The 20,529-nt window shown below is 54.0% G+C and carries 16 protein-coding genes and 2 tRNA genes; 17 read left to right on the top strand and 1 reads right to left on the bottom strand.

All coding sequences use genetic code 11. The features are described 5' to 3' along the window. Positions 1-34: 34 nt before the first annotated feature. Positions 35-361 carry a ribosome assembly RNA-binding protein YhbY gene (gene yhbY / locus HZS79_RS12855; RefSeq protein ID WP_162218796.1) on the bottom strand — a complete coding sequence of 109 codons (327 nt, stop codon included), beginning with the start codon at positions 359-361 and terminating at the stop codon, positions 35-37. A gap of 114 nt (positions 362-475) precedes the next feature. On the opposite strand from yhbY, the gene rlmE reads away from it, so the two are divergent. The 17 genes from rlmE to truB all read left to right on the top strand — a co-directional run bounded on the left by rlmE (position 476) and on the right by truB (position 20,524). Next, complete coding sequence (gene rlmE, locus HZS79_RS12850; protein ID WP_162218838.1) at positions 476-1,123, top strand: 23S rRNA (uridine(2552)-2'-O)-methyltransferase RlmE; 648 nt, start codon at positions 476-478, stop codon at positions 1,121-1,123. Between the two features lie 216 nt (positions 1,124-1,339). Beyond that, complete coding sequence (gene ftsH / locus HZS79_RS12845) at positions 1,340-3,349, top strand: ATP-dependent zinc metalloprotease FtsH (protein WP_162218797.1); 2,010 nt, start codon at positions 1,340-1,342, stop codon at positions 3,347-3,349. Between the two features lie 219 nt (positions 3,350-3,568). After that, entirely contained in the window at positions 3,569-5,215 is a 1,647-nt protein-coding gene (locus tag HZS79_RS12840; protein ID WP_162218798.1) for an ABC transporter substrate-binding protein, read from the top strand. Between the two features lie 94 nt (positions 5,216-5,309). Further along, complete coding sequence (locus tag HZS79_RS12835) at positions 5,310-6,290, top strand: ABC transporter permease (RefSeq protein WP_162218799.1); 981 nt, start codon at positions 5,310-5,312, stop codon at positions 6,288-6,290. Further along, positions 6,287-8,023 (top strand): ABC transporter permease subunit, encoded by a 1,737-nt coding sequence (locus HZS79_RS12830; RefSeq protein ID WP_179928084.1) that lies wholly within the window; start codon positions 6,287-6,289, stop codon positions 8,021-8,023. Before HZS79_RS12835 ends, HZS79_RS12830 begins: the two co-directional genes overlap by 4 nt. Beyond that, positions 8,020-10,323 carry an ABC transporter ATP-binding protein gene (locus HZS79_RS12825; RefSeq protein ID WP_179928083.1) on the top strand — a complete coding sequence of 768 codons (2,304 nt, stop codon included), beginning with the start codon at positions 8,020-8,022 and terminating at the stop codon, positions 10,321-10,323. The genes HZS79_RS12830 and HZS79_RS12825 overlap by 4 nt, the downstream gene beginning before the upstream one ends. Positions 10,324-10,448: 125 nt before the next feature. Beyond that, positions 10,449-11,366 carry a dihydropteroate synthase gene (gene folP / locus HZS79_RS12820; protein WP_202932395.1) on the top strand — a complete coding sequence of 306 codons (918 nt, stop codon included), beginning with the start codon at positions 10,449-10,451 and terminating at the stop codon, positions 11,364-11,366. Beyond that, positions 11,363-12,712, top strand: coding sequence for a phosphoglucosamine mutase (gene glmM / locus HZS79_RS12815; protein ID WP_162218802.1), 1,350 nt, complete (start codon positions 11,363-11,365; stop codon positions 12,710-12,712). Before folP ends, glmM begins: the two co-directional genes overlap by 4 nt. Before the next feature lie 105 nt (positions 12,713-12,817). Further along, positions 12,818-13,567, top strand: a complete 750-nt coding sequence (gene tpiA, locus HZS79_RS12810) for a triose-phosphate isomerase (RefSeq protein ID WP_162218803.1) — start codon at positions 12,818-12,820, stop codon at positions 13,565-13,567. A gap of 4 nt (positions 13,568-13,571) precedes the next feature. Next, positions 13,572-13,931, top strand: a complete 360-nt coding sequence (gene secG / locus HZS79_RS12805; protein WP_162218804.1) for a preprotein translocase subunit SecG — start codon at positions 13,572-13,574, stop codon at positions 13,929-13,931. Between the two features lie 34 nt (positions 13,932-13,965). After that, positions 13,966-14,052: transfer RNA gene (locus HZS79_RS12800), tRNA-Leu, on the top strand. 140 nt (positions 14,053-14,192) lie between these two features. Further along, positions 14,193-14,269 (top strand) — tRNA-Met (locus HZS79_RS12795). A gap of 283 nt (positions 14,270-14,552) precedes the next feature. Beyond that, complete coding sequence (rimP, locus tag HZS79_RS12790) at positions 14,553-15,014, top strand: ribosome maturation factor RimP (RefSeq protein WP_162218805.1); 462 nt, start codon at positions 14,553-14,555, stop codon at positions 15,012-15,014. A 70-nt stretch (positions 15,015-15,084) separates the two neighbouring features. Then, positions 15,085-16,599, top strand: coding sequence for a transcription termination factor NusA (gene nusA, locus HZS79_RS12785; RefSeq protein WP_162218806.1), 1,515 nt, complete (start codon positions 15,085-15,087; stop codon positions 16,597-16,599). A 27-nt stretch (positions 16,600-16,626) separates the two neighbouring features. Continuing rightward, positions 16,627-19,170 (top strand): translation initiation factor IF-2, encoded by a 2,544-nt coding sequence (gene infB / locus HZS79_RS12780; protein WP_162218807.1) that lies wholly within the window; start codon positions 16,627-16,629, stop codon positions 19,168-19,170. A gap of 17 nt (positions 19,171-19,187) precedes the next feature. Beyond that, a complete protein-coding gene (rbfA, locus tag HZS79_RS12775; RefSeq protein WP_162218808.1) occupies positions 19,188-19,604 on the top strand; it encodes a 30S ribosome-binding factor RbfA in 417 nt (138 codons plus the stop codon). Next, the gene (gene truB / locus HZS79_RS12770) at positions 19,604-20,524 is read left to right on the top strand and encodes a tRNA pseudouridine(55) synthase TruB (RefSeq protein WP_162218809.1); all 921 of its coding nucleotides are present in this window, start codon (positions 19,604-19,606) and stop codon (positions 20,522-20,524) included. The genes rbfA and truB overlap by 1 nt, the downstream gene beginning before the upstream one ends. The last annotated feature ends 5 nt before the right edge of the window (positions 20,525-20,529 follow it).

Raw genomic sequence — 20,529 nt, 5'->3', positions numbered from 1 at the left:
TTAGATTCACGTTTATTCAAGTGCCACGTTTGGGTTAATGCCGCCCGTGATGGTTCTCAAAGCGTGTGATGTTGGAAAGCTTGGGGTTTACCTTTGGATTGCGGCGATAGAGTAGCGCCATTTTACCAATGGTTTGCACCAGCTCGGCGTTACTGTCGGCAATCAGCTCGTTGAGCATAGCAGCACGATCATCACGCTCTGGCAGGGCAAGTTTTACTTTGATTAGCTCGTGGTCATTGAGCGCGCGGCTGAGTTCTGCGAGCAGGTTTTCGGAGACGCCGTTCTCAGAAACGGTGACCACCGGGTTAAGGTGGTGGCCAATGCTACGAAATGCTTTCTTTTGTGCCTGTGACAAGCTCATGGTATCTTGCGGTATCCCAGTTAGCGCTTAACGCTCCATCTTACGGTGAAATGCCGCTAAGTGAAAGCAATCGCGTGAATGCGCCCATCTTCTATTCCAGTGTTAGATGCCTACATGCAGCAAAAGCCCCCAAGCCGTAAACATTCAGTAAGTAAGACCAGCAATAACTGGAAGAAGGAGCATTTTGACGATCAGTACGTCAAGCAGAGCTGGCAGGATGGCTATCGCTCCCGTGCAAGCTATAAGTTGCTTGAGTTAGATGAAAAAGATAAGTTATTCCGCCCTGGCATGACGGTGATTGACCTAGGGGCTGCGCCTGGCGGATGGAGTCAAATTGCCGCAGACAAGGTGGGGCCTGAAGGGGTCGTGATAGCGTCAGACATATTAGAGATGGATGCCCTGGCAGGCGTAGACTTCATCCAAGGTGATTTTACTGAAGAAAGTGTACTTAATGCGATTCTAGAGCGCCTAGGAAATCGCCAAGTAGACCTTGTGATGTCAGACATGGCCCCCAATATGAGTGGTATGGCGGCGATTGATCAGCCTCAGGCAATGTATCTTGTAGAATTAGCACTTGAGCTCGCTCGAGAAACGCTACCCCCTGGCGGGCGCTTTCTGGCTAAAGTTTTTCAAGGCGAAGGGTTTGATACCTACTTGAAAGAGCTCCGTAGTAGTTTTGACCGTGTCGTGACTCGCAAGCCGGATGCTTCGAGGGCGCGCTCACGGGAAGTCTATTTTCTAGCGGAAGGGTTTCGTGGATAACGAAATGCGACCCTGTGCTAGCAAGTAATAGCAAAGATTTATCACCACGATTGCCAGACAGGCAGTCGTAAGGTGTGTCACATTATGCACATTGGACGAGCGTGACACAGATGGCCCAAAGCCGAATGTGCTTTGGCAATGGTTGAACGTTAAGCTCTAGTGTAAGGTCTGAGTATTAACGGTTAACTGACGGATTCTTGTAATGAGGGTAGCCCCTTGAACGATATGGCGAAGAACCTGATTCTGTGGTTGGTCATCGCGGCCGTTCTACTGACAGTGTTCAATAATTTCAGTACGGAAAGCGCACCACAAGCAACAAACTACTCTCAGTTTGTGCAACAGGTGCAAAATCAGCAGATACGCAGCGTCACCATTGATGGCTTTACCATCACCGGTGAGCGTACGGATGGTTCTCAGTTTCAGACTATTCGTCCTGCCGCCGAAGATCCTAAGCTGATCGATGATCTGTTAAGCAACAACGTAACAGTGATAGGCAAAGAGCCGGAGCAACAAAGTATCTGGACACGTTTGCTGATTGCGAGCTTCCCGATTCTGCTAATCCTGGCCATATTTATGTTCTTTATGCGCCAAATGCAGGGTGGAGCTGGCGGCGGTAAAGGCGGCCCGATGAGCTTCGGTAAATCCAAAGCTAAGCTGCTTTCTCAGGATCAGATTAAGACCACTTTCGCTGATGTCGCAGGTTGTGATGAAGCGAAGGAAGAAGTAGAAGAGCTGGTTGATTTCCTGCGTGATCCTACTAAATTCCAGCGCTTGGGTGGCACGATCCCGCGCGGTGTCTTGATGGTAGGCCCGCCTGGTACAGGTAAAACGTTGCTGGCCAAGTCCATTGCGGGCGAAGCGAAGGTGCCGTTTTTCTCTATCTCAGGTTCAGACTTCGTGGAGATGTTTGTCGGGGTTGGTGCTTCCCGTGTGCGCGACATGTTTGAGCAGGCCAAGAAGCAAGCGCCTTGTATCATCTTTATCGATGAAATCGATGCCGTTGGCCGCTCGCGCGGTGCTGGTATGGGCGGCGGCAACGATGAGCGTGAGCAAACACTCAACCAGTTACTGGTAGAGATGGATGGCTTCGAAGCTAACGAAGGCGTTATCGTTATTGCAGCAACTAACCGCCCTGACGTTCTCGATCCTGCCTTGTTGCGTCCGGGGCGTTTTGACCGTCAAGTAACGGTTGGCCTGCCGGATATTCGTGGCCGTGAACACATTTTGGGGGTTCACCTTCGCAAAGTGCCGCTGGCCGATGATGTTAAGCCGCAGTTGATTGCGCGCGGTACGCCAGGCTTCTCGGGTGCGGATCTGGCGAACTTGGTAAACGAGGCTGCGCTGTTTGCAGCCCGTCGTAACAAGCGCTTGGTTGCCATGGAAGAGCTGGAGCTTGCTAAAGACAAGATCATGATGGGCGCTGAGCGCAAATCGATGGTCATGACTGATAAAGAGAAGCTCAACACGGCATATCACGAATCAGGTCACGCCATTATTGGCTTAGTAGCGCCAGAGCATGATCCTGTGTACAAAGTGACGATCATCCCGCGTGGTCGTGCGCTAGGCGTCACGATGTTCCTGCCAGAAGAAGACCGTTACAGCCTGTCGCGCCAGCAAATTCTCAGCCAAATTTGCTCGCTGTTTGGTGGTCGTATTGCTGAAGAGATGACGTTGGGCGCTAACGGTGTGACCACCGGTGCCTCAAACGATATTAAGCGCGCTACTGAGCTTGCCCATAACATGGTCGCCAAGTGGGGGCTGTCGAGTGAAATGGGGCCGATCATGTACGATGAGGATGAGTCTCATCAGTTCCTTGGCGGTCCTGGTCAAAGTGGCGGTAAGCTGAAGTCTGGTGAAACCACCTCGCGTCTAGATAAAGAAGTGCGCAAGATCATCGACGAATGTTACGAGCAAGCGCGTCAGATTTTGGAAGATAATCGTGACAAGTTGGACGCTATGGCCGAAGCATTGATGAAGTACGAAACCATCGATGCCGACCAGTTGAAAGATATCATGGAAGGGCGCGAGCCACGTCCGCCAGAAGGTTGGAACGACGGTGATTCATCTGGTGGTGGTACGCACGCTAACGATGACAAGCCTGAAGTAAAGACTGAAGAGAAGTCGGATGACACACCTCCTGGTGCTTCAGGCGATGATAGTGAAGAAGATGACGATGAGCCTCGTCGCCGTCCTTCTGATCCGTTAGGCGGTCCCGCTGGGTCGTAACTTGTTGGTTTTAATTAGCTAGTTTGTGTGAATAAAGCGCCTTTTAAGGCGCTTTATTCGTTTATAGACGATTCCAGAAAGCTACGTATATGCGTAATGGCTCGTGCAGCAGCGTTTAAGAGGACGTTTGACGATTTAATTGTTGTTCACTTAAGTTAGTAGGGTAACTAAAAATACAAATGAATAAACCTACTTGGTCAGTGACCTTAGGGAGAGAAAATGAGTACAGCAATCACAGAGCGTCTAATAGGCGCTTTGGGCGTGCCGCAGATCTCAGGACGAGTGCTGGCAGTGGCACTGGGGGTGAGCGTGTTTGCTACCCAGGCTCAGGCACAAGAACAAGAACTTTTGCCTTCGATTACGCTTACAACGACGACTGAGTCTTACGATCCAATCCGCTATGAGGCGGCTTTTATTGTCGCTGAGCGCTGGAGAGAGTTGGGGCTAGATGTCACGGTAGCGCCGACGGAATTTAGTACTGCGCTTGAGCGCTTCTATGATCAGCAAGATTTTGACGCGACGATTCTTGGTTGGAGTGGTCGTACAGATCGCTTGGATCCGCAATTTTTCCTGAGCACGTTGGATTCTCGTCAGTCTTCGCCAGGTGGCAATAACCCTGGTGGTTATAATAACCCTGAGTTTGACGCCCTCTTCGATCAACAGTCGCAAGCCTTCGACCCAGAAGAGCGCCAGCAACTGGTCATGGAGATGCAGGAACTCTATAAACCCGATGCGCCGTTGATCGTGCTTTTCTTCCGCGATGAGGTAGTGGCCTACAACCATGACGCCTTCGAAGGTTTTGAGCCGATGGCCGGTGAGGGGCTGTACAGCGAATGGGGGCCAATGGAAGCTGTCCCGGTAGGCGAGCGCAGCACCCTGCGTATCGGTGGGCCGCAGGAGCCAGACAACCTTAACCCACTGGCATCCACCTCAGTATGGGGCTGGAAATGGATGCGCCTCTACTATGATCGTTTAGTACGTCTGTCCGCTGATGTAGAGCCACTCCCTTGGGCGGCTGAGAAGGTAGAGCAAGTTGACGACACCACGATTGAGGTGACGCTTCGGGAAGGCATGACGTTTCACGATGGCGAGCCAGTAACGGCCAGTGACGTTGCCTTTACCTGGAACTACTACCTTGAGCAGGATTACAGCTACTTCAACTCCTACCTAGCGGCGTTAGAGCGGGCGGAGGTAGTCGATGAGCTGACGATTCACTTCCACCTAAAAGAGCCATCTGCTTCCTTCGCAAGCATTTCTTTATCACAGATTCCCATTCTGCCCGAGCATATCTGGTCTGAGATAGACGATGCGTCTACGCTGAGCCCCAGCGAGACACCCACGGTTGGCTCTGGGCCCTTCCAGTTCGAGCGTTTTGACCGGGGGGAGTTCATGGCCATCAGTAAGTTCGATGAGCACTTCTATGCTGACAACATCGCGGTTGATGGTGTGGAGTTCATCATCTATGCCGATATGGAAGGTGTCTACACAGGCTTGCAGACTGGCGAAATCGATGTGACAGCTTGGCGCATGGAGCCTGGTCAGATTAGCTTGGCTGAAAGCCAGGATCACCTCACCGTGGTCAATGTACCCGACTTTGGATACTTCCATTTAACCTTCAATTTACGTCGACCGCCGTTTGATGACCGCGCTGTACGTCGCGCTCTGACCATGGCTAGTGATCGTGAGCGCATGGTCAATGTGCTGCTCGATGGCCGTGGCGAAGTCGGATCGAGTGTGATTGCGCCGGTTAACACCTTCTGGCATGACGCCTTTATCGAGCGTTTTGAGTTTGATATGGATGCGGCGCGTGCCGAGCTGGAAGAGGCCGGTTACTCCTGGGACGAGGATGGTCGTCTGATGCGCTAAGCGCTTTGGGTACATCCTTCCTTAATATAGGTGCCACCACCCTGCACGCCCACAAGGCTGTGCAGGGTGAACGGCCGTTCACAGCGAGTCCGTCATGTCATCACGTAGCAGTTATCTGATACGCCGTGTTCTGCACGGTTTTATGGCGCTGTTTATCATCGCCACGTTGTTATTCTTTCTCTTCCGCTTAGGGTTACCTGACCCCACCGCAGCGCTTATTACTGAGGGGCTAAACCCCGAGGAGCGTGAGCGCATACGCGCCAGCTTTGGTCTTGATCGACCAATCTGGGAGCAATACTTGATCTACTTAGCCAATATTTTGCAGGGAGATTTTGGCTACTCCTTTCACTATCGTGCCCCTGTTGCAGACATCATCTGGGAGCGGCTAGGAAACACCATGGTGCTGATGCTGCCTGCGATTGTGCTGGCTTATGCTGTCGGTGCGCCATTAGGTGCCTGGCTCTCTTGGCGTCGTGGTAGCAAGGTAGATACCAGCGGTATTTTTGTCGGCTTGATGTTCCGTTCTGCGCCAATGTTTTGGACAGGAATGATCGCTATCTTGGTCTTTGGCATTGGGCTTGGCTGGTTACCTACCAGTGGGATGCGCACGCTGCCCTACGAAGCGTCGGGGTTTTTTGACAAGATATTTACCCTCGACTTCCTGCATCACCTGATCCTGCCAGCGCTGGTGGTAGCTCTCTACTATTTAGGGTCGCCGCTACTGATTATGCGCAACACCATGCTGGAAGTTTATGGCGAAGACTTTATCGAAATGGCGCGTGCTAAAGGTTTGCCAGAACGCCGCATTCTCTATGCTCATGCTGCTCGTAATGCGTTGTTGCCAGTGGTCACCCAGTTAGCGGTGACGATTGGCTTGGCGGCGGGTGGTCAAGTGGTCGTCGAGGTGGTCTTTTCGTGGCCTGGGTTGGGGCGAGAAATCCTCAATTCGGTGCGTACCTCTGATTTCCCTCTTGCCCAAGCCAGTTTCCTAGTGATGGCCGCTTTCGTGGTCACTCTTAATCTGCTGGTCGACATTCTTTACACCATGTTGGATCCAAGGGTGAGCTTCAAATGAACCGATCTCGATTTCTGAAAAGTGCTCAGGAGCCTGTAAAGGCCATCCTGGGCGATCGGCTGGCGCTCGTGGGTCTCTTCGTGCTGCTGTCGATTATCGCTATGGCGCTATTTGCGCCGTTTCTATCCACCCATGAGCCGCTGGCGGTTAACGAGCGCGAGGAGGGCTCGCTGTTCATGCGTAGCGTCGACGGTGACCAAGTACATTGGTTGGCATCTTCACCGCTCGGCGAAGTCACCCTTAATGCTGCCGACTACCGTGATGGGCTAGGCATGGCAGTAGGCCGCGACGGTGTGGTGTGGCGCTATGCGGGTGATGGTTGGTCGCCTCTCGATACACCTATCACCACGACGCTTAACGCTGTCAATATTCGTGAAGACGGTGCAACCCTGGTGGCTGGCGCTCAAGGTACGGTGGCGCTGTGGAGCCCAGACGACACCTGGCAGACTTTTGAGATGCCCGAACCGCTAAGTGTCAATGACATCGCCTGGCGCGATGACAACACAGCACTGTTGGTGGGCGGTGGCGAAACGGTCTGGCTATTGAACTTGGTCAGCGGAGAGGTGACATCGTTGGAGAGCCCAGTGGGTCGCGGCTTCGAACTCAATTCGGTGGCGCTGGACACAGACGGAAGCGCCTGGCTGGTCGGCGACCGTGGTATAGCGCTCCGCCTTGACCCCCAGGACGATAGCCTGAGCCTGGAGAGGCTGCCCGGCAATCGTGAACTCAATCATATCCATATTGCGGATAGCGGGGCGGGGCTGATTGTTGGCGAGCGGGGAACCTTGCTGGTACGTGAGGGTGCCCAGGCTCGCTGGCAGAGCCAGAGTGCTCCGGACTCCCGCGCCATGCGCGCTGGTTGGATAACCGACGAGGGCCATGCGTTCGCGGTGGGCCGCAGCGGTATTGTCTTCGAGCGTGAACCAGGAGGCGAATGGCAGCTGGTGCCCAGTGACGAAGAGCGCCACTTAAGGGCATTAATGGTCACCGAAGATAGCTTCTTTGCTATCGGCTCCGATCGGTTTGTGAATCGCTTGGCACCGCCGAGCGGTGAGCACTGGTTTGGTACCGATCACCTGGGGCGCGACCTATTTAGCCAGAACATCCACGGCTCTCAGATTGCTCTGCTGGTAGGTTTTTTGGGTGCGGCGTTGGTCGTTTTGATTGGTGCCAATGTTGGGTTAGTGGCTGGGTACTTCCGTGGCCGAACTGAGACAGTGTTAATGCGCACAGTGGATGTCATGTACGGTATCCCCTTCGAGCCTTTTGCGCTCATTTTAGTGCTGCTGTTTGAGCCTAGTCTTTTCATTGTGATTCTTGCGGTGTCGCTGCTTACTTGGCGAACTGTCGCGCGGCTGATCCGCTCCCAGGTGCTGAGTCTGCGTGAAAGGCCTTTTGTGAAAGCGGCGCGTGTGGCAGGGGCGTCCGATCTGCGCATTATGTATCTGCATATCTTCCCCAACGTGATGCCGCTGGTATTCCTTGAGCTGGCAATTATTGTTGGCGTATCGATTATTGCGGAAGCCACGCTGTCCTTCTTGGGGCTAGGGCCGCCGCAGTCGATCTCCTGGGGTGGTATTTTACATAACGCCCGCTTATCTGGTGCCTGGCGCGACGCGTGGTGGTGGAATCTACCGCCAGGTCTACTGATTATGATCACAGTGCTCTCTGTGTTTTTCATCTCTCGCTCGCTCGAGTTAGTCGCTAATCCACGATTGAGGGCACGTCGATGACCACAAAACCACTATTGACCATCGATGACCTGGCCATTCACTACCAAACAGGGGCCGGCCCGGTGCAGGCCGTCGATGGCGTAAGCTTTGATCTGGCACCTGGTGAAGCCCTGGGGCTGGTGGGTGAGTCGGGGTGTGGTAAAACCACCGCCGCCAAGGCGATGCTGCGCCTATTGCCACCGAATGGCCTAGTGCCCAAAGGGCGGATTGATTTTGCGGGCCGGGATCTGTTGAATCTCGACCCCGAGGCCATGCGCAAGGTGCGTTGGGATGAGATTGCCTGGATCTCTCAGGCCGCTATGAATGCCCTGGACCCAGTTTATACTGTGGGTGACCAGATTCTTGAGGCCATGAGCGCGCACCGCAAGATTAACCGCAAAGAAGCCTGGGCTCACGCCGAGCAGTTATTCCGTGATGTCGGGATTGACCCTGGACGGCTTTCTGCCTATCCACACGAAATGAGTGGTGGTATGAAGCAGCGTGCCGTGATTGCCATGGCACTAGCACTGGACCCTCAGCTGATCGTGGCGGATGAGCCAACGACGGCACTGGACGTGGTGACTCAAGCGCAGATTTTATCTCGCCTGACGAAGCTACGCCGTGAGCGCGGCTTGGCGCTGATCTTTATTACCCACGACATCTCCGTGGTCGTTCAGACCTGTGACCGAGTGGCGGTGATGTATGGGGGGCACATTATGGAGACAGGGCCGGTACGAGAGGTATTTGCGTCACCTTTTCATCCCTACACCATGGGGCTGACAAATGCCTTTCCTACATTGGAGGGGGCGCAGAAAGAGTTGATCTCGATTCCGGGTAGCCCACCAGATTTGCTCAACCCGCCTGCGGGCTGTCGCTTTGCTGAGCGCTGCCCGTTTGCCACCCAGCACTGCAGCGAGGAAACCCCGGTGTTAACGCATGTAGGAGAGGGGCGGCAGGCTGCTTGCCATTACCCTGAGCAGGCGTCGGAGTTTCGTCAGCAGGCGGCCAAGAATGATACTTGGCAAATCGCCGGTGAGCGTCTAGGCGAACAGGTGCAGGGCGCGGGTAGTCTTGAACGGCGTATGAGCGAGATACCGCTGCTTGAAGTGCAGGGGTTAAAGAAGCACTTTCCCGTGGAGCAGGGCTTTTTTGAAGGCTTTGGTCGCAAGCGCCAAGAGCGCAAGGTGCATGCCGTTGATGATATCGACTTCGAGCTACGTGAAGGCGAAATCCTAGGGCTTGCGGGTGAATCTGGGTCAGGTAAAACGACCGCGGGTGAGATGCTGGTTCGTCTCCAGGATGCCACCGCAGGCGAAATTCGTTTTGATGGTAAGAACATCGCAACGCTAAAAGGGAGTGAGCTGAAAGCCTTCCGGCGCAGCGCCCAGATGATCTTTCAGGACCCGTACCAAACGCTTAATCCGCGTTTTACAATCTACGATATTGTCGCCGAGCCGCTGATTATTCATAAGCTTGCCGAGGGTGACGAGTTAGAAAAACGTGTGGTTGAGTCGCTGGAGCGCGCGGGTCTAAAGCCGGCTAGTGCCTATCAGGAACGCTTCCCCCACGAACTCTCTGGCGGGCAGCGGCAGCGGGTAGCCATTGCGCGAGGCATTGTCCTGGAGCCGCGCTTTATGGTGGCCGACGAACCGGTCTCAATGCTGGATGTGTCGATTCGAGCCGGGGTGCTCAACCTGATGCGGCGCTTCCGCAATGAACTGGGAATTTCATTTGTCTACGTTAGCCATGACTTGCCCACGATTCGTTATGTGGCGGATCGAACGGCCATCATGTACCTCGGTGAAATCGTAGAAGTAGGCCCTACGGATACACTGATTCGTGAGCGTAAACACCCCTACACACAATTGTTGCTGGACGCTAGTCCTGAGCCAGACCCCTCGGTATTCAAAGCCCCGCTAGAGAGTGCCGGTGAGATTCCAAGCGCCGTAGAACCGCCAAATGGCTGCCATTTTCATACGCGCTGCCCCAAAGCGATGCCCTGCTGTGGCTGGGAGGGACGTGATGTGGCAACGGCAATGAGTGAGTGGCGCATTCGAGGAGGTGAGCTTCACCAGTTGGCGGGTGTCAGTGTGACAGGGTTGTCGGCCCAGTTGGCGCTGACGGAAGAGGCCACGGAAGCCGCCGCGCGTGATGAGTTACAGGCGGTGCTTTCGGCCAAGCATGCCTCTCTTTGGGAGGCGGCGCGAGTCGATGCGCAAGACAGGTGCCTGCTTGTACAGTTCGATGCTCAACAATCGCCAACGCGGCAGTTGATTGCCAAGGAGCATGAGGTGGCTTGCTACCTTTATGACCCACCTTAGAGGTGACGTAATCGTGCTAGCAGTTTCTCTAGTCGCATCGTTGCAGGCGCCCCATTACGGGGCGCCTTTTTGTTATGCTGTGTATAAATTAAGCCGTCATGTTTTCTTTTTTATCAGGCCGCAACATGAAACCGATCGATGAATTTTCACCCTCATTGCGGGACGCGGATAGCGCATTTCATTTGCGTTGTGGACGTCACTCGCTAGATCTCTCGTTCCCCAGGGTAATGGGTATCCTCAATGTTACCCCTGACTCTTTTTCTGATGGTGGGCAGCATATTGGGCTGGATAGCGCGCTGCGTCATGCTGAGCGTATGCTGGCTGAAGGTGCCGCAATGATCGATGTGGGGGGGGAATCGACTCGCCCTGGTGCCAGCCCTGTGTCTGCGCAAGAGGAGTTAGATCGCGTGGCGCCCGTGATTGAGGCGTTGGTGCGCGAATTGGATGCGCTTGTTTCGGTCGACACCAGTAGTCCTGAGGTGATGCGAGAAGCATGCGCGTTAGGTGCTGGTATGATTAATGATGTGCGCGCGCTCGAGCGCGAAGGCGCACTTGGTGCAGCGGCCAACAGTGGTTTGCCGGTGTGTTTGATGCATCGGCAGGGGGAGCCGCAAGATATGCAGCAGTCGCCCAGTTACGACCAGCCAGTAGAAAATGCTGTTGCCGCTTACCTGGCAGAGCGTGTGGCAGCTTGTGACGCAGCGGGACTTCGTCGCCACCGTTTGCTTATCGATCCTGGTTTTGGCTTTGGTAAAACCATAGAGCACAATTTGCGCTTACTGAAATATATGGATGCTTTACAAGCGCTAGAGCTTCCGTTATTGGTTGGTATGTCGCGCAAAAGCATGATAGGTAAAGTGCTTGGCCGCCCTGTAGAAGAGCGTTTGTCAGGCGGGCTGGCGTTGGCGGCCATGGCCGTAGAGCGCGGTGCGAATATTTTGCGTGTCCATGATGTTGGCCCTACGGTAGATGCCGTTAATATGGCCTGGGCGGTGCTTCAAGAAGGCTGTGAAACGCCAATGAATAAGGAAATCACTTCATGACAAGACGTTATTTTGGTACTGATGGTATTCGTGGCACAGTGGGTCAATCGCCGATTACCGCTGATTTTATGCTCAAGCTTGGGTGGGCAGCAGGTCAGGTGCTGCGCCGTGAAAAAGGCCGTACACGGGTTCTGATTGGTAAAGACACACGGATCTCAGGCTATATGTTTGAGTCCGCGCTTGAGGCAGGTCTTTCCGCCGCAGGCGTTGATGTTTCGCTTTTGGGGCCAATGCCGACCCCGGGCATTGCTTATTTAACCCGCACCTTTCGGGCAGACGCCGGTATTGTTATCTCGGCGTCTCATAACGCTTTTGACGATAATGGCATTAAGTTCTTTTCTGCTGAGGGCAAAAAGCTACCCGATGAAATTGAGGATCGTATCGAGGCGATGCTCGATGCGCCGCTGACCACGGCCAGCGCCGCTCAGTTGGGTAAGGCAACACGTATTGATGATGCGGCTGGGCGCTATATAGAATTTTGTAAGTCCACACTGCCTGATCGCTTGAGTCTGCATGGGTTAAAAGTTGTACTGGATTGTGCCCATGGAGCGACCTATCACATTGCGCCTAACGTTTTTCGTGAGCTGGGTGCTGATGTTAGCGTTATTGGTGCGGCCCCAGACGGGTTAAATATCAACCACCACGTAGGCTCTACTCATCCGGCCGCGCTACGTGCGGCAGTAATTCAGCAGGGTGCTGATCTAGGCATTGCCTTTGATGGTGATGGTGATCGGGTTCTGTTGGTAGATGCCGATGGCCGAGAGGTAGATGGCGACGATATTTTATATTTGATTGCCAGAGACCGTCATGAGCGCGGTCTGCTGCAGGGTGGCGTCGTCGGTACGTTGATGAGTAACTTTGGTCTTGCCATGGCGCTAGAAAGGCTGGGGATTCCTTTTCAGCGCGCCAAGGTAGGTGATCGCTTTGTGATGGAAATGATGGCTGCCAATGGCTGGGAGCTGGGTGGTGAATCGTCAGGCCATATTGTTTGTGGGCATGTTCAAACGACGGGTGATGGCGTTGTGTCAGCGTTGCAGGTATTGGCGCTGATGGTGCGTGAGCGAAAGCCGCTACTTACGTTGCTCAAAGGTCTGGAAAAAGTGCCGCAGTCATTAATTAATGTAAGGTTGCCTGCAGGTACGAATGCTAAGGACGTGATGGGGGCTCAGCCACTACAAGAAGCGGTCGCAGCACTTGAAGCAGAGCTGGGTGATCAGGGGCGCGTTCTGCTTCGTCCATCAGGTACCGAGCCGCTTATTCGTGTGATGGTCGAGGGTCGCGCCCACCTCGATGTGGATCGCTTAGCCAGTAAACTTGCGGAGCAGGTAAAAGAGCTGCTTGGCTAGTCTGTCTAATAAAGCGGCTTGCAAATGACGTTGTGTATATCACAGCGGTTGTCTTGACAAGGCCGCTCCTATACCATTTCGCTCCACCTTGAGTGAGGATAATCGATGCGTACGCCATTAATTGCCGGTAACTGGAAGATGAACGGTTCCGCAGCGTTGATTGAAGCATTTGGAGACGCCTTCGAGGCGGCTAAGCTGCCTGCTAATGTTGATGTTGTGGTGATTCCGCCGTTTCCCTATTTGGAAGCTGCACGCAATGCCTTCCAAAACACGCCGCTGCAGTTGGGGGCGCAAACGCTCAATCCGCAACACTCGGGCGCACACACGGGCGAAATTAGTGGGCGTATGCTTAAAGAGTTTGGTGTGTCCTATGTGTTGGCAGGTCACTCCGAGCGTCGTCAGCTTTATCAAGAACGTGATGAGCAGGTGTTTGACCGTTTGGTAGCGGCTCTTGATGTTGGCCTAACGCCTATTCTTTGCGTTGGCGAAACCCTAGAAGAGCGAGATGCGGGCAGCACCATGGATGTCGTGCTTCGTCAGGTGGGGTATGCGATGGCGCGCTTAGAGCCAGCGCAACGATTGAAGGTGGTCATTGCCTATGAGCCCGTATGGGCAATTGGTACGGGGCGAACCGCTACTCCTGAGCAGGCCCAGGAAGTCATGGCTGGTATTCGTGCCTACCAAGCAGGGTTTGATAAAACGCTGGCCGAACAGCTTAAGCTGCTTTACGGCGGCAGTATGAATGCAAGCAATGCGGCTGAGCTACTCGCCCAGCCGGATATCGACGGCGGTTTAGTGGGCGGTGCTTCGCTCAAAACCGATGAATTTTACGCCATTTGTCAGTCAGCAGGATAATTCCATGCAAGTTGCAATTCTTATGGTTCACGTGGTGATTGCGGTCGCCTTGGTTGTGCTCATTCTGCTACAGCAGGGGAAAGGAGCCGATGCAGGTGCTGCCTTTGGTGGCGGCGCATCGCAAACGGTCTTTGGGTCGCGGGGCAGCGGTAATTTTTTATCCCGTACGACAGCATTTTTGGCGGCGAGCTTTTTCGTTACCTCAATGGCGTTAGCGTACTTTGCAACCCAGGCGGGCCAAGCCCCAGAAGCAGGTATCCCAGACTCTCTCCTTATCGAGCAGCAGCGCAACATTCCAACGCTTGACGACAGTCCTGCAAGTATGGATAATACCGCGCCAGTGCTAGAGGAAAGCAGCGAGTAACATATTGATGTCGCTTCCTTTAGTCTCCCCTGATGCCGAAGTGGTGGAATTGGTAGACACGCTATCTTGAGGGGGTAGTGACCGTATGGTCGTGCGGGTTCAAGTCCCGCCTTCGGCACCATCTGTTTCGCTGGCTCGCCAGCTTCCCAGAGTTTTAGCCAAAGAAGCTTTTGTAAAAGAAAGTAGGGGTTGGCACCTGAGACGAAAAAAGAGTCCTTGACTAAAGTGGTTCAAGTGTCTATTATCGTCGACCTAGATTGATGCGGGGTGGAGCAGTCTGGTAGCTCGTCGGGCTCATAACCCGAAGGTCATCGGTTCAAATCCGGTCCCCGCTACCATCTTCTAGTAGCATGAAAGTGATTGAATATACCGTTGTTTCCTATATTCATCCAGCGATACGCTCGCAGCATGTTGCTAAAGTGGTATTACAGGTTTCTTTCGAAAAGCCCCTTCCTGTGAAGGGGCTTTTTGTTAGTAGCTTTTCGCGAGCCAAGAGTGTCTCAAGAGCGGATGTCTTCCGAGTTGCCAGAGACACATTTCCGGGTAACGCCAATCAGCCACCTAGCTTTTCACTCAACTCCTGGCCAGGTGCCTGATGCAACGGCTATAGGAGCTTTGTCTGTGGCCACAAAACACGCTGCGCTTCACGCGCTGATTGAACCTGTCGTAGCCGCCATGGGGTTTGAACTGTGGGGTGTCGACCATATTTCCCAGGGCAAGCATTCGCGGCTGGTGATCTATATCGAACGCGAAAGCGGCGTCAGCGTGGAAGACTGCGCTGATATTAGTCGCCAAGTCAGTGCCATCATGGACGTCGAAGACCCCATTCCCGGTGAATACCGACTGGAAGTTTCATCGCCCGGCATGGCGCGCCCCTTATATACCCTGGATCACTTTATTCGTTATCAAGGCCATCATGTTGCGCTCAAGTTGCGCACGGCTTTTGACGGACGGCGTAAGTACCAAGGTCTTCTCGCTGGTGTTGAAGGGGATGAAGTACTGCTACAACTGGATGGCGAAGAGTACTGCTTTCCTATTGAAAGCATCGATTCTGCGCATGTTGTCCCGCAGTTCGACGAATAAACGGGTGGCGCCTTCCGGCAGGCTGCCGGGATGATGCACAAAAGGACAGGTTTTCTGGCGAGGCAAACGCATGAGTAAAGAAATTTTAATGGTCGTGGACGCGATCTCTAACGAAAAAGGCGTCCCCCGCGATGTTATTTTTGAAGCGGTAGAAGCCGCATTGGCGAGCGCATCACGTAAGCGCTTTGATCAAGAAGAAGCCAACGTGCGCGTGCATATTGATCGTCGTACTGGCGATTATGACACGTTTCGTTATTGGACCGTGGTCGAAGACGACGAATTCGAAACGCCAGATTACGAAATTAAAGAGACCATTGCCGAGCAGCGTGATCCGCCGCTTAAGCTTGGCGATGTGGTTGAGCACAAAATTGAAAACGCTGTGTTTGGCCGTATTGCTGCGCAAACGGCAAAGCAGGTCATCGTCCAAAAGGTGCGTGAAGCCGAACGTGCTGAAGTCGTTCGTCAGTACGCCGACCGTGAAGGCGAATTGGTTGCGGGTATTGTCAAAAAGACGACACGTGATGGCCTGATCATTGACCTAGGTGAAAACGCCGAAGCGTTCTTGCCGCGTAACGAAATGATCCACGGTGAGCGCTACCGTATGAATGAGCGGGTACGCGCATTGTTGGTGAAGGTTGATCCAGAGGCGCGCGGTGCACAGCTACAGCTGTCACGTACCTGTCCTGAGTTCATCATTGAACTGTTCAAAATTGAAGTGCCGGAAATTGCCGAACAGCTAATTGAAATTAAAGGCGCGGCGCGCGATCCGGGCTCACGGGCCAAAATCGCCGTTAAGACCAACGACCGCCGTATTGACCCTGTTGGGGCATGTGTCGGTATGCGTGGGTCTCGCGTGCAGGCGGTGTCGTCAGAGCTGCAGAATGAGCGTGTTGATATCGTGCTGTGGGACGACAACCCCGCTCAGTTGGTGATTAATGCCATGGCTCCTGCCGATGTGGCGTCTATCCTAGTTGACGAAGATGCTCATGCAATGGACGTCGCCGTTGCTCAGGATAATCTGGCTCAGGCCATTGGCCGTAGTGGTCAGAACGTGCGCTTGGCCTCTGAGCTAACCGGCTGGCGTATCAACGTGATGACTGAAGATGAAGCTGAGTCTAAGCGTGAGCAGGAAATTGATAGCCTGGTGGATTCCTTCGTTCAGCACCTAGAAGTGGACGAAGATGTTGCCCGCCTATTAGTAGAAGAAGGGTTTACCACCCTGGAAGAAGTTGCCTACGTGCCGCTGGAAGAAATGCTCGAAATCGAAGAGTTCGATGAAGATTTGGTGGAAGAGCTGCGTGCACGAGCGAAAGACGAGCTGCTGACGATGGCTATTGCCTCGGAGGAAGCGCTAGATGGTGCTCAGCCAGCACAAGACTTGCTGGATATGGACGGTATGGAGCGCCACCTGGCCTTCATTCTGGCTAGCCGGGGCATTGTCACCATGGAAGATCTCGCCGAGCAGTCTGTCGACGATCTGGTCGATATCGAGGAGTTGGACGAAGCGCGCGCAGCGGCACTGATCATGACTGCCCGTGCGCCCTGGTTTGAAGACGATGGCGTATCGGATTCGAACACACAGTAAACAGGTCACGGGCTGAGGAGGGTCACTATGTCAGATATGACAGTTAAAGATTTTGCAGTAAAGGTGGGCCGTGATGTGCCCCGCCTATTGGAACAGATGAAAGATGCTGGTTTAAAGCACGCGTCAGAAGGCGACGCAGTGTCTGAAGAAGACAAACAAATATTGCTCAGCTTTTTGAAGAAAAGCCATGGCGGCGGTGACAGTGATGCAAGCAAAAACCGCATCACACTGACCCGCAAAACCCGTAGCCGTATTAAAACCGGCGAACGTGGTAAAACCATCGAAGTGCAGGTGCGCAAGAAGAAAACGTACGTCAAGAGTGCTGAAGACGAAAAGCCGAAAGCTCCTGAGCCCAAGCATTCGGGTCCACGTCAGCTGGTAGGCGACATGGCGGAAGCGGAAGCCGAGCGTAAAGCTCGTGATGTCCGCGAAGCAGAAGAGAAGGTTGCGGCGGCGAAAGCGAAAGCGGCAGAAGACGCTGCACGCAAAGCTGAGGAAGAAAAAGCCAAGGCAAAAGCGGCTGAAGTGCCGAATATTGCCGTGCCTGAACTTCAGATCGACGACACACCGGCTCCTGACGACTTACCGCCTGCACCACCGAAAGAAGGCCGTACTGATCGTCGTACCGCGCCGCCTAAAAAAGCAGCGGCGAAGAAGAAAGGCCGTAATGACGATGAGGACCGTGGCGATCGCGAAGAGCGTAAACGCGGTGGCGGCGGTAAGAAAGTGAAGCGTGCCGAACGCCGTGGTGGTCGCCGTGGTGGTGCCAACCAGAGTGGCAACGGCAAGCACGCTTTCCAGAAGCCGACTCAGCCGATCGTGCGTGAAGTGTCGATCCCTGAGTCGATCAGCGTTGCTGATCTGGCCGACAAAATGTCGATCAAGGCCAATGAAGTGATTAAGGCCATGTTCAACATGGGCGCGGCAGTGACCATCAACCAAACGATTGACCAGGATACAGCGGCGATCGTAGCGGAAGAGATGGGCCACAAGGTCAAACTGGTGAAAGATGATGCGCTGGAAACGGAAATGCTGGAAGGCATCTCCTATGAAGGCGAAGAGATCACCCGTTCACCGGTCGTCACCGTAATGGGTCACGTTGACCACGGTAAAACATCGTTGCTGGATTACATCCGTCGCGCCAAAGTCGCCACTGGCGAAGCGGGCGGTATTACCCAGCACATCGGTGCTTACCACGTGGAAGACAACCACGGCGGTGTTACCTTCCTGGATACCCCCGGCCACGCGGCGTTTACCGCGATGCGTGCCCGTGGTGCTAAAGCGACAGACGTCGTTATCCTGGTCGTTGCTGCGGACGACGGCGTGATGCCCCAGACCATTGAGGCTATCGAGCACTCCAAAGCTGCTGAAGTACCCATGGTGGTGGCGGTGAACAAGATCGACAAGCAGGGCATCGATCTGGATCGTATTAAGAACGAGCTTTCTCAGCACGGCGTGATCTCCGAAGAGTGGGGTGGCGATACTCAGTTTGTGCATGTCTCCGCACATACCGGCGAAGGTATCGAAGAGCTGCTGGAAGCCATTCAGCTAGTGTCTGAAGTACTTGAACTAACGGCGGTGCCCTCGGCGCCCGGTAAAGGTGTTGTTGTCGAATCGCGTCTTGATAAAGGCCGCGGTCCGGTAGCCACTGTACTCGTACAAAACGGAACGCTGAAGAAAGGCGATATCGTTCTGGCTGGCCTGCATTATGGTCGCGTTCGTGCACTTACCAACGAACTGGGCAAGCAAGTGGACACCGCTGGCCCCGCGATGCCGGTAGAAATCCAAGGTTTGGATGGTACGCCGGATGCGGGTGATGACTTCATGGTTGTCGCCGACGAGAAGAAAGCACGTGAAGTGGCTAACTTCCGTCAAGGTAAATACCGCGAAGTACGCCTGGCGCGTCAGCAGAAGGCCAAGCTGGAGAACATGTTCAGCCAGATGGGCCAAGATGAAGTGGCCAAGGTCAACATTGTTCTGAAAGCCGACGTTCAAGGTTCGCTGGAAGCGATCAAAGGTGCCTTGGAAGAACTCTCCACGGGTGAAGTTGAAGTTGCCGTGGTCTCCTCGGGTGTTGGTGGTATCACTGGTACCGATGCCAACTTGGCGCTTGCTTCTGAAGCGATTGTTGTCGGCTTCAACGTCCGTGCTGACGCTGCTGCTCGTGAAATCATCGAACGTGAAGGTCTGGATCTGCGCTACTACAGCGTCATCTACCAGCTGATCGATGAGGTCAAGCAGGCGATGAGCGGTATGCTTGCTCCCGAGTGGAAAGAAGAGATCGTGGGCGTGGCCGAAGTGCGCGACGTATTCCGTGCGCCGAAAATTGGTGCGGTGGCTGGTTGTATGGTTGTCGAAGGCACCGTATCGCGCAGCAAGCGTATCCGCGTACTGCGTGACAACGTGGTGATTTACGAAGGTGAGCTCGAATCGCTACGCCGCTTCAAAGATGATGTTCAAGAAGTGCGTAACGGTATGGAGTGTGGCATCGGCGTGAAGAACTACAACGATGTTCAGGTCAACGACAAGATCGAAGTCTTCGACCAAGTGAAGGTCGAGCGCAGCCTGTAAGGCCGCGAGGAGCAATCATGCGCGAATTTAAGCGTACCGACCGAGTAGCTGACCAGCTCCAAAAGGAGCTGGCGGTACTGATCCAACGCGAAGTGAAAGACCCGCGTTTGGGGATGATTACGGTAAGCGGTGCAACCGTCAGCCGTGATCTTGGCTACGCCGATATCTATGTCACTTTATTGGGTGAGCAAGATCCCGCGCGTATCAAGGAAAATCTACAAGTGCTAAAGCGCGCTGCAGGTTTTCTAAGAAGCCAAATTGCCAAACGTATTAAGCTGCGTCACGTACCCGAACTACGCTTTCATTACGATGAAAGCGTCGTGCGCGGCCAGCACCTCTCATCATTGATTGAGGAAGCGGTATCAACTGACCGCGCTCGTCAGCAGGATGATGAGGAGGGTAGCGAAAACGAAAATGGTGAGGGGACGCGTTAATGGCACGTCGCCGCCGTGGATTACCGGTTAACGGCGTACTGCTGCTGGATAAGCCGAAGGGCATTTCCAGCAACCATGCGCTGCAGCGTGTGCGTCGTTTGTTTGAGGCGCAAAAAGCCGGTCATACTGGCACGCTGGATCCCATGGCAACAGGTTTGTTACCGATTTGCCTGGGTGAAGCTACTAAGTTTTCCGCGCACCTGCTGGAAGCCGACAAGATGTATCACACCCGCGTAGAGCTGGGTGTGATCACCGACACCGGCGATGCTGAGGGCACGGTGATTGAGCAGCGCAAGGTCCCTAGCTTAACGGCCGAGGATGTTGAGTCAGTCTTAACCGGCTTTCGCGGCGAGATCGATCAAGTGCCGCCAATGTATTCGGCATTGAAGCACCAGGGGAAAAAGCTCTATGAGCTGGCCCGCGAAGGTAAGCACGTTGAGCGTGCAGCGCGGCGAGTAAGCGTGTATGATGCGCGGCTGCTTGCCTTCGAGGGCACAGCTTTCGAACTTGAGGTCAGCTGTAGCAAAGGCACGTACATTCGTACCTTGGCTGAAGATATTGGCCAGGCGTTAGGTTGTGGTGCCCACATTAGCCAGTTAAGGAGACTCAAAACGGGACCTTTTAGCGGCGACAGTATGTGGACACTGGAAGGCCTTGAGGCACTGGCAAGTCAAGCCAACCGTGAGGCTGAACTGATGCCCGCGGATGTGCTGGTCGATCATTTGCCCGCGCTGACGGTGGATGAAACGGCTTATGGGCGTCTTGCTCATGGTCAGTCGGCGAGCTTAACGATCGGTGCGCTCGCGCCCGATACGCTGGCAAGACTTTATTACGCTGAGACGTTTATCGGCCTTGGCGTTGTAAAAAGTGCCCAGGAAGTGGCACCTAAGCGATTGTTAAGTACCGTCGCTATCTCGTAAAACGT

This window comes from Vreelandella zhaodongensis (genome assembly GCF_013415115.1).
GTDB classification, from domain to species: domain Bacteria; phylum Pseudomonadota; class Gammaproteobacteria; order Pseudomonadales; family Halomonadaceae; genus Vreelandella; species Vreelandella zhaodongensis.
The sequence above is the reverse complement of the archived record's forward strand: the minus strand, read 5'-3'. Positions and strand labels throughout refer to the sequence as shown.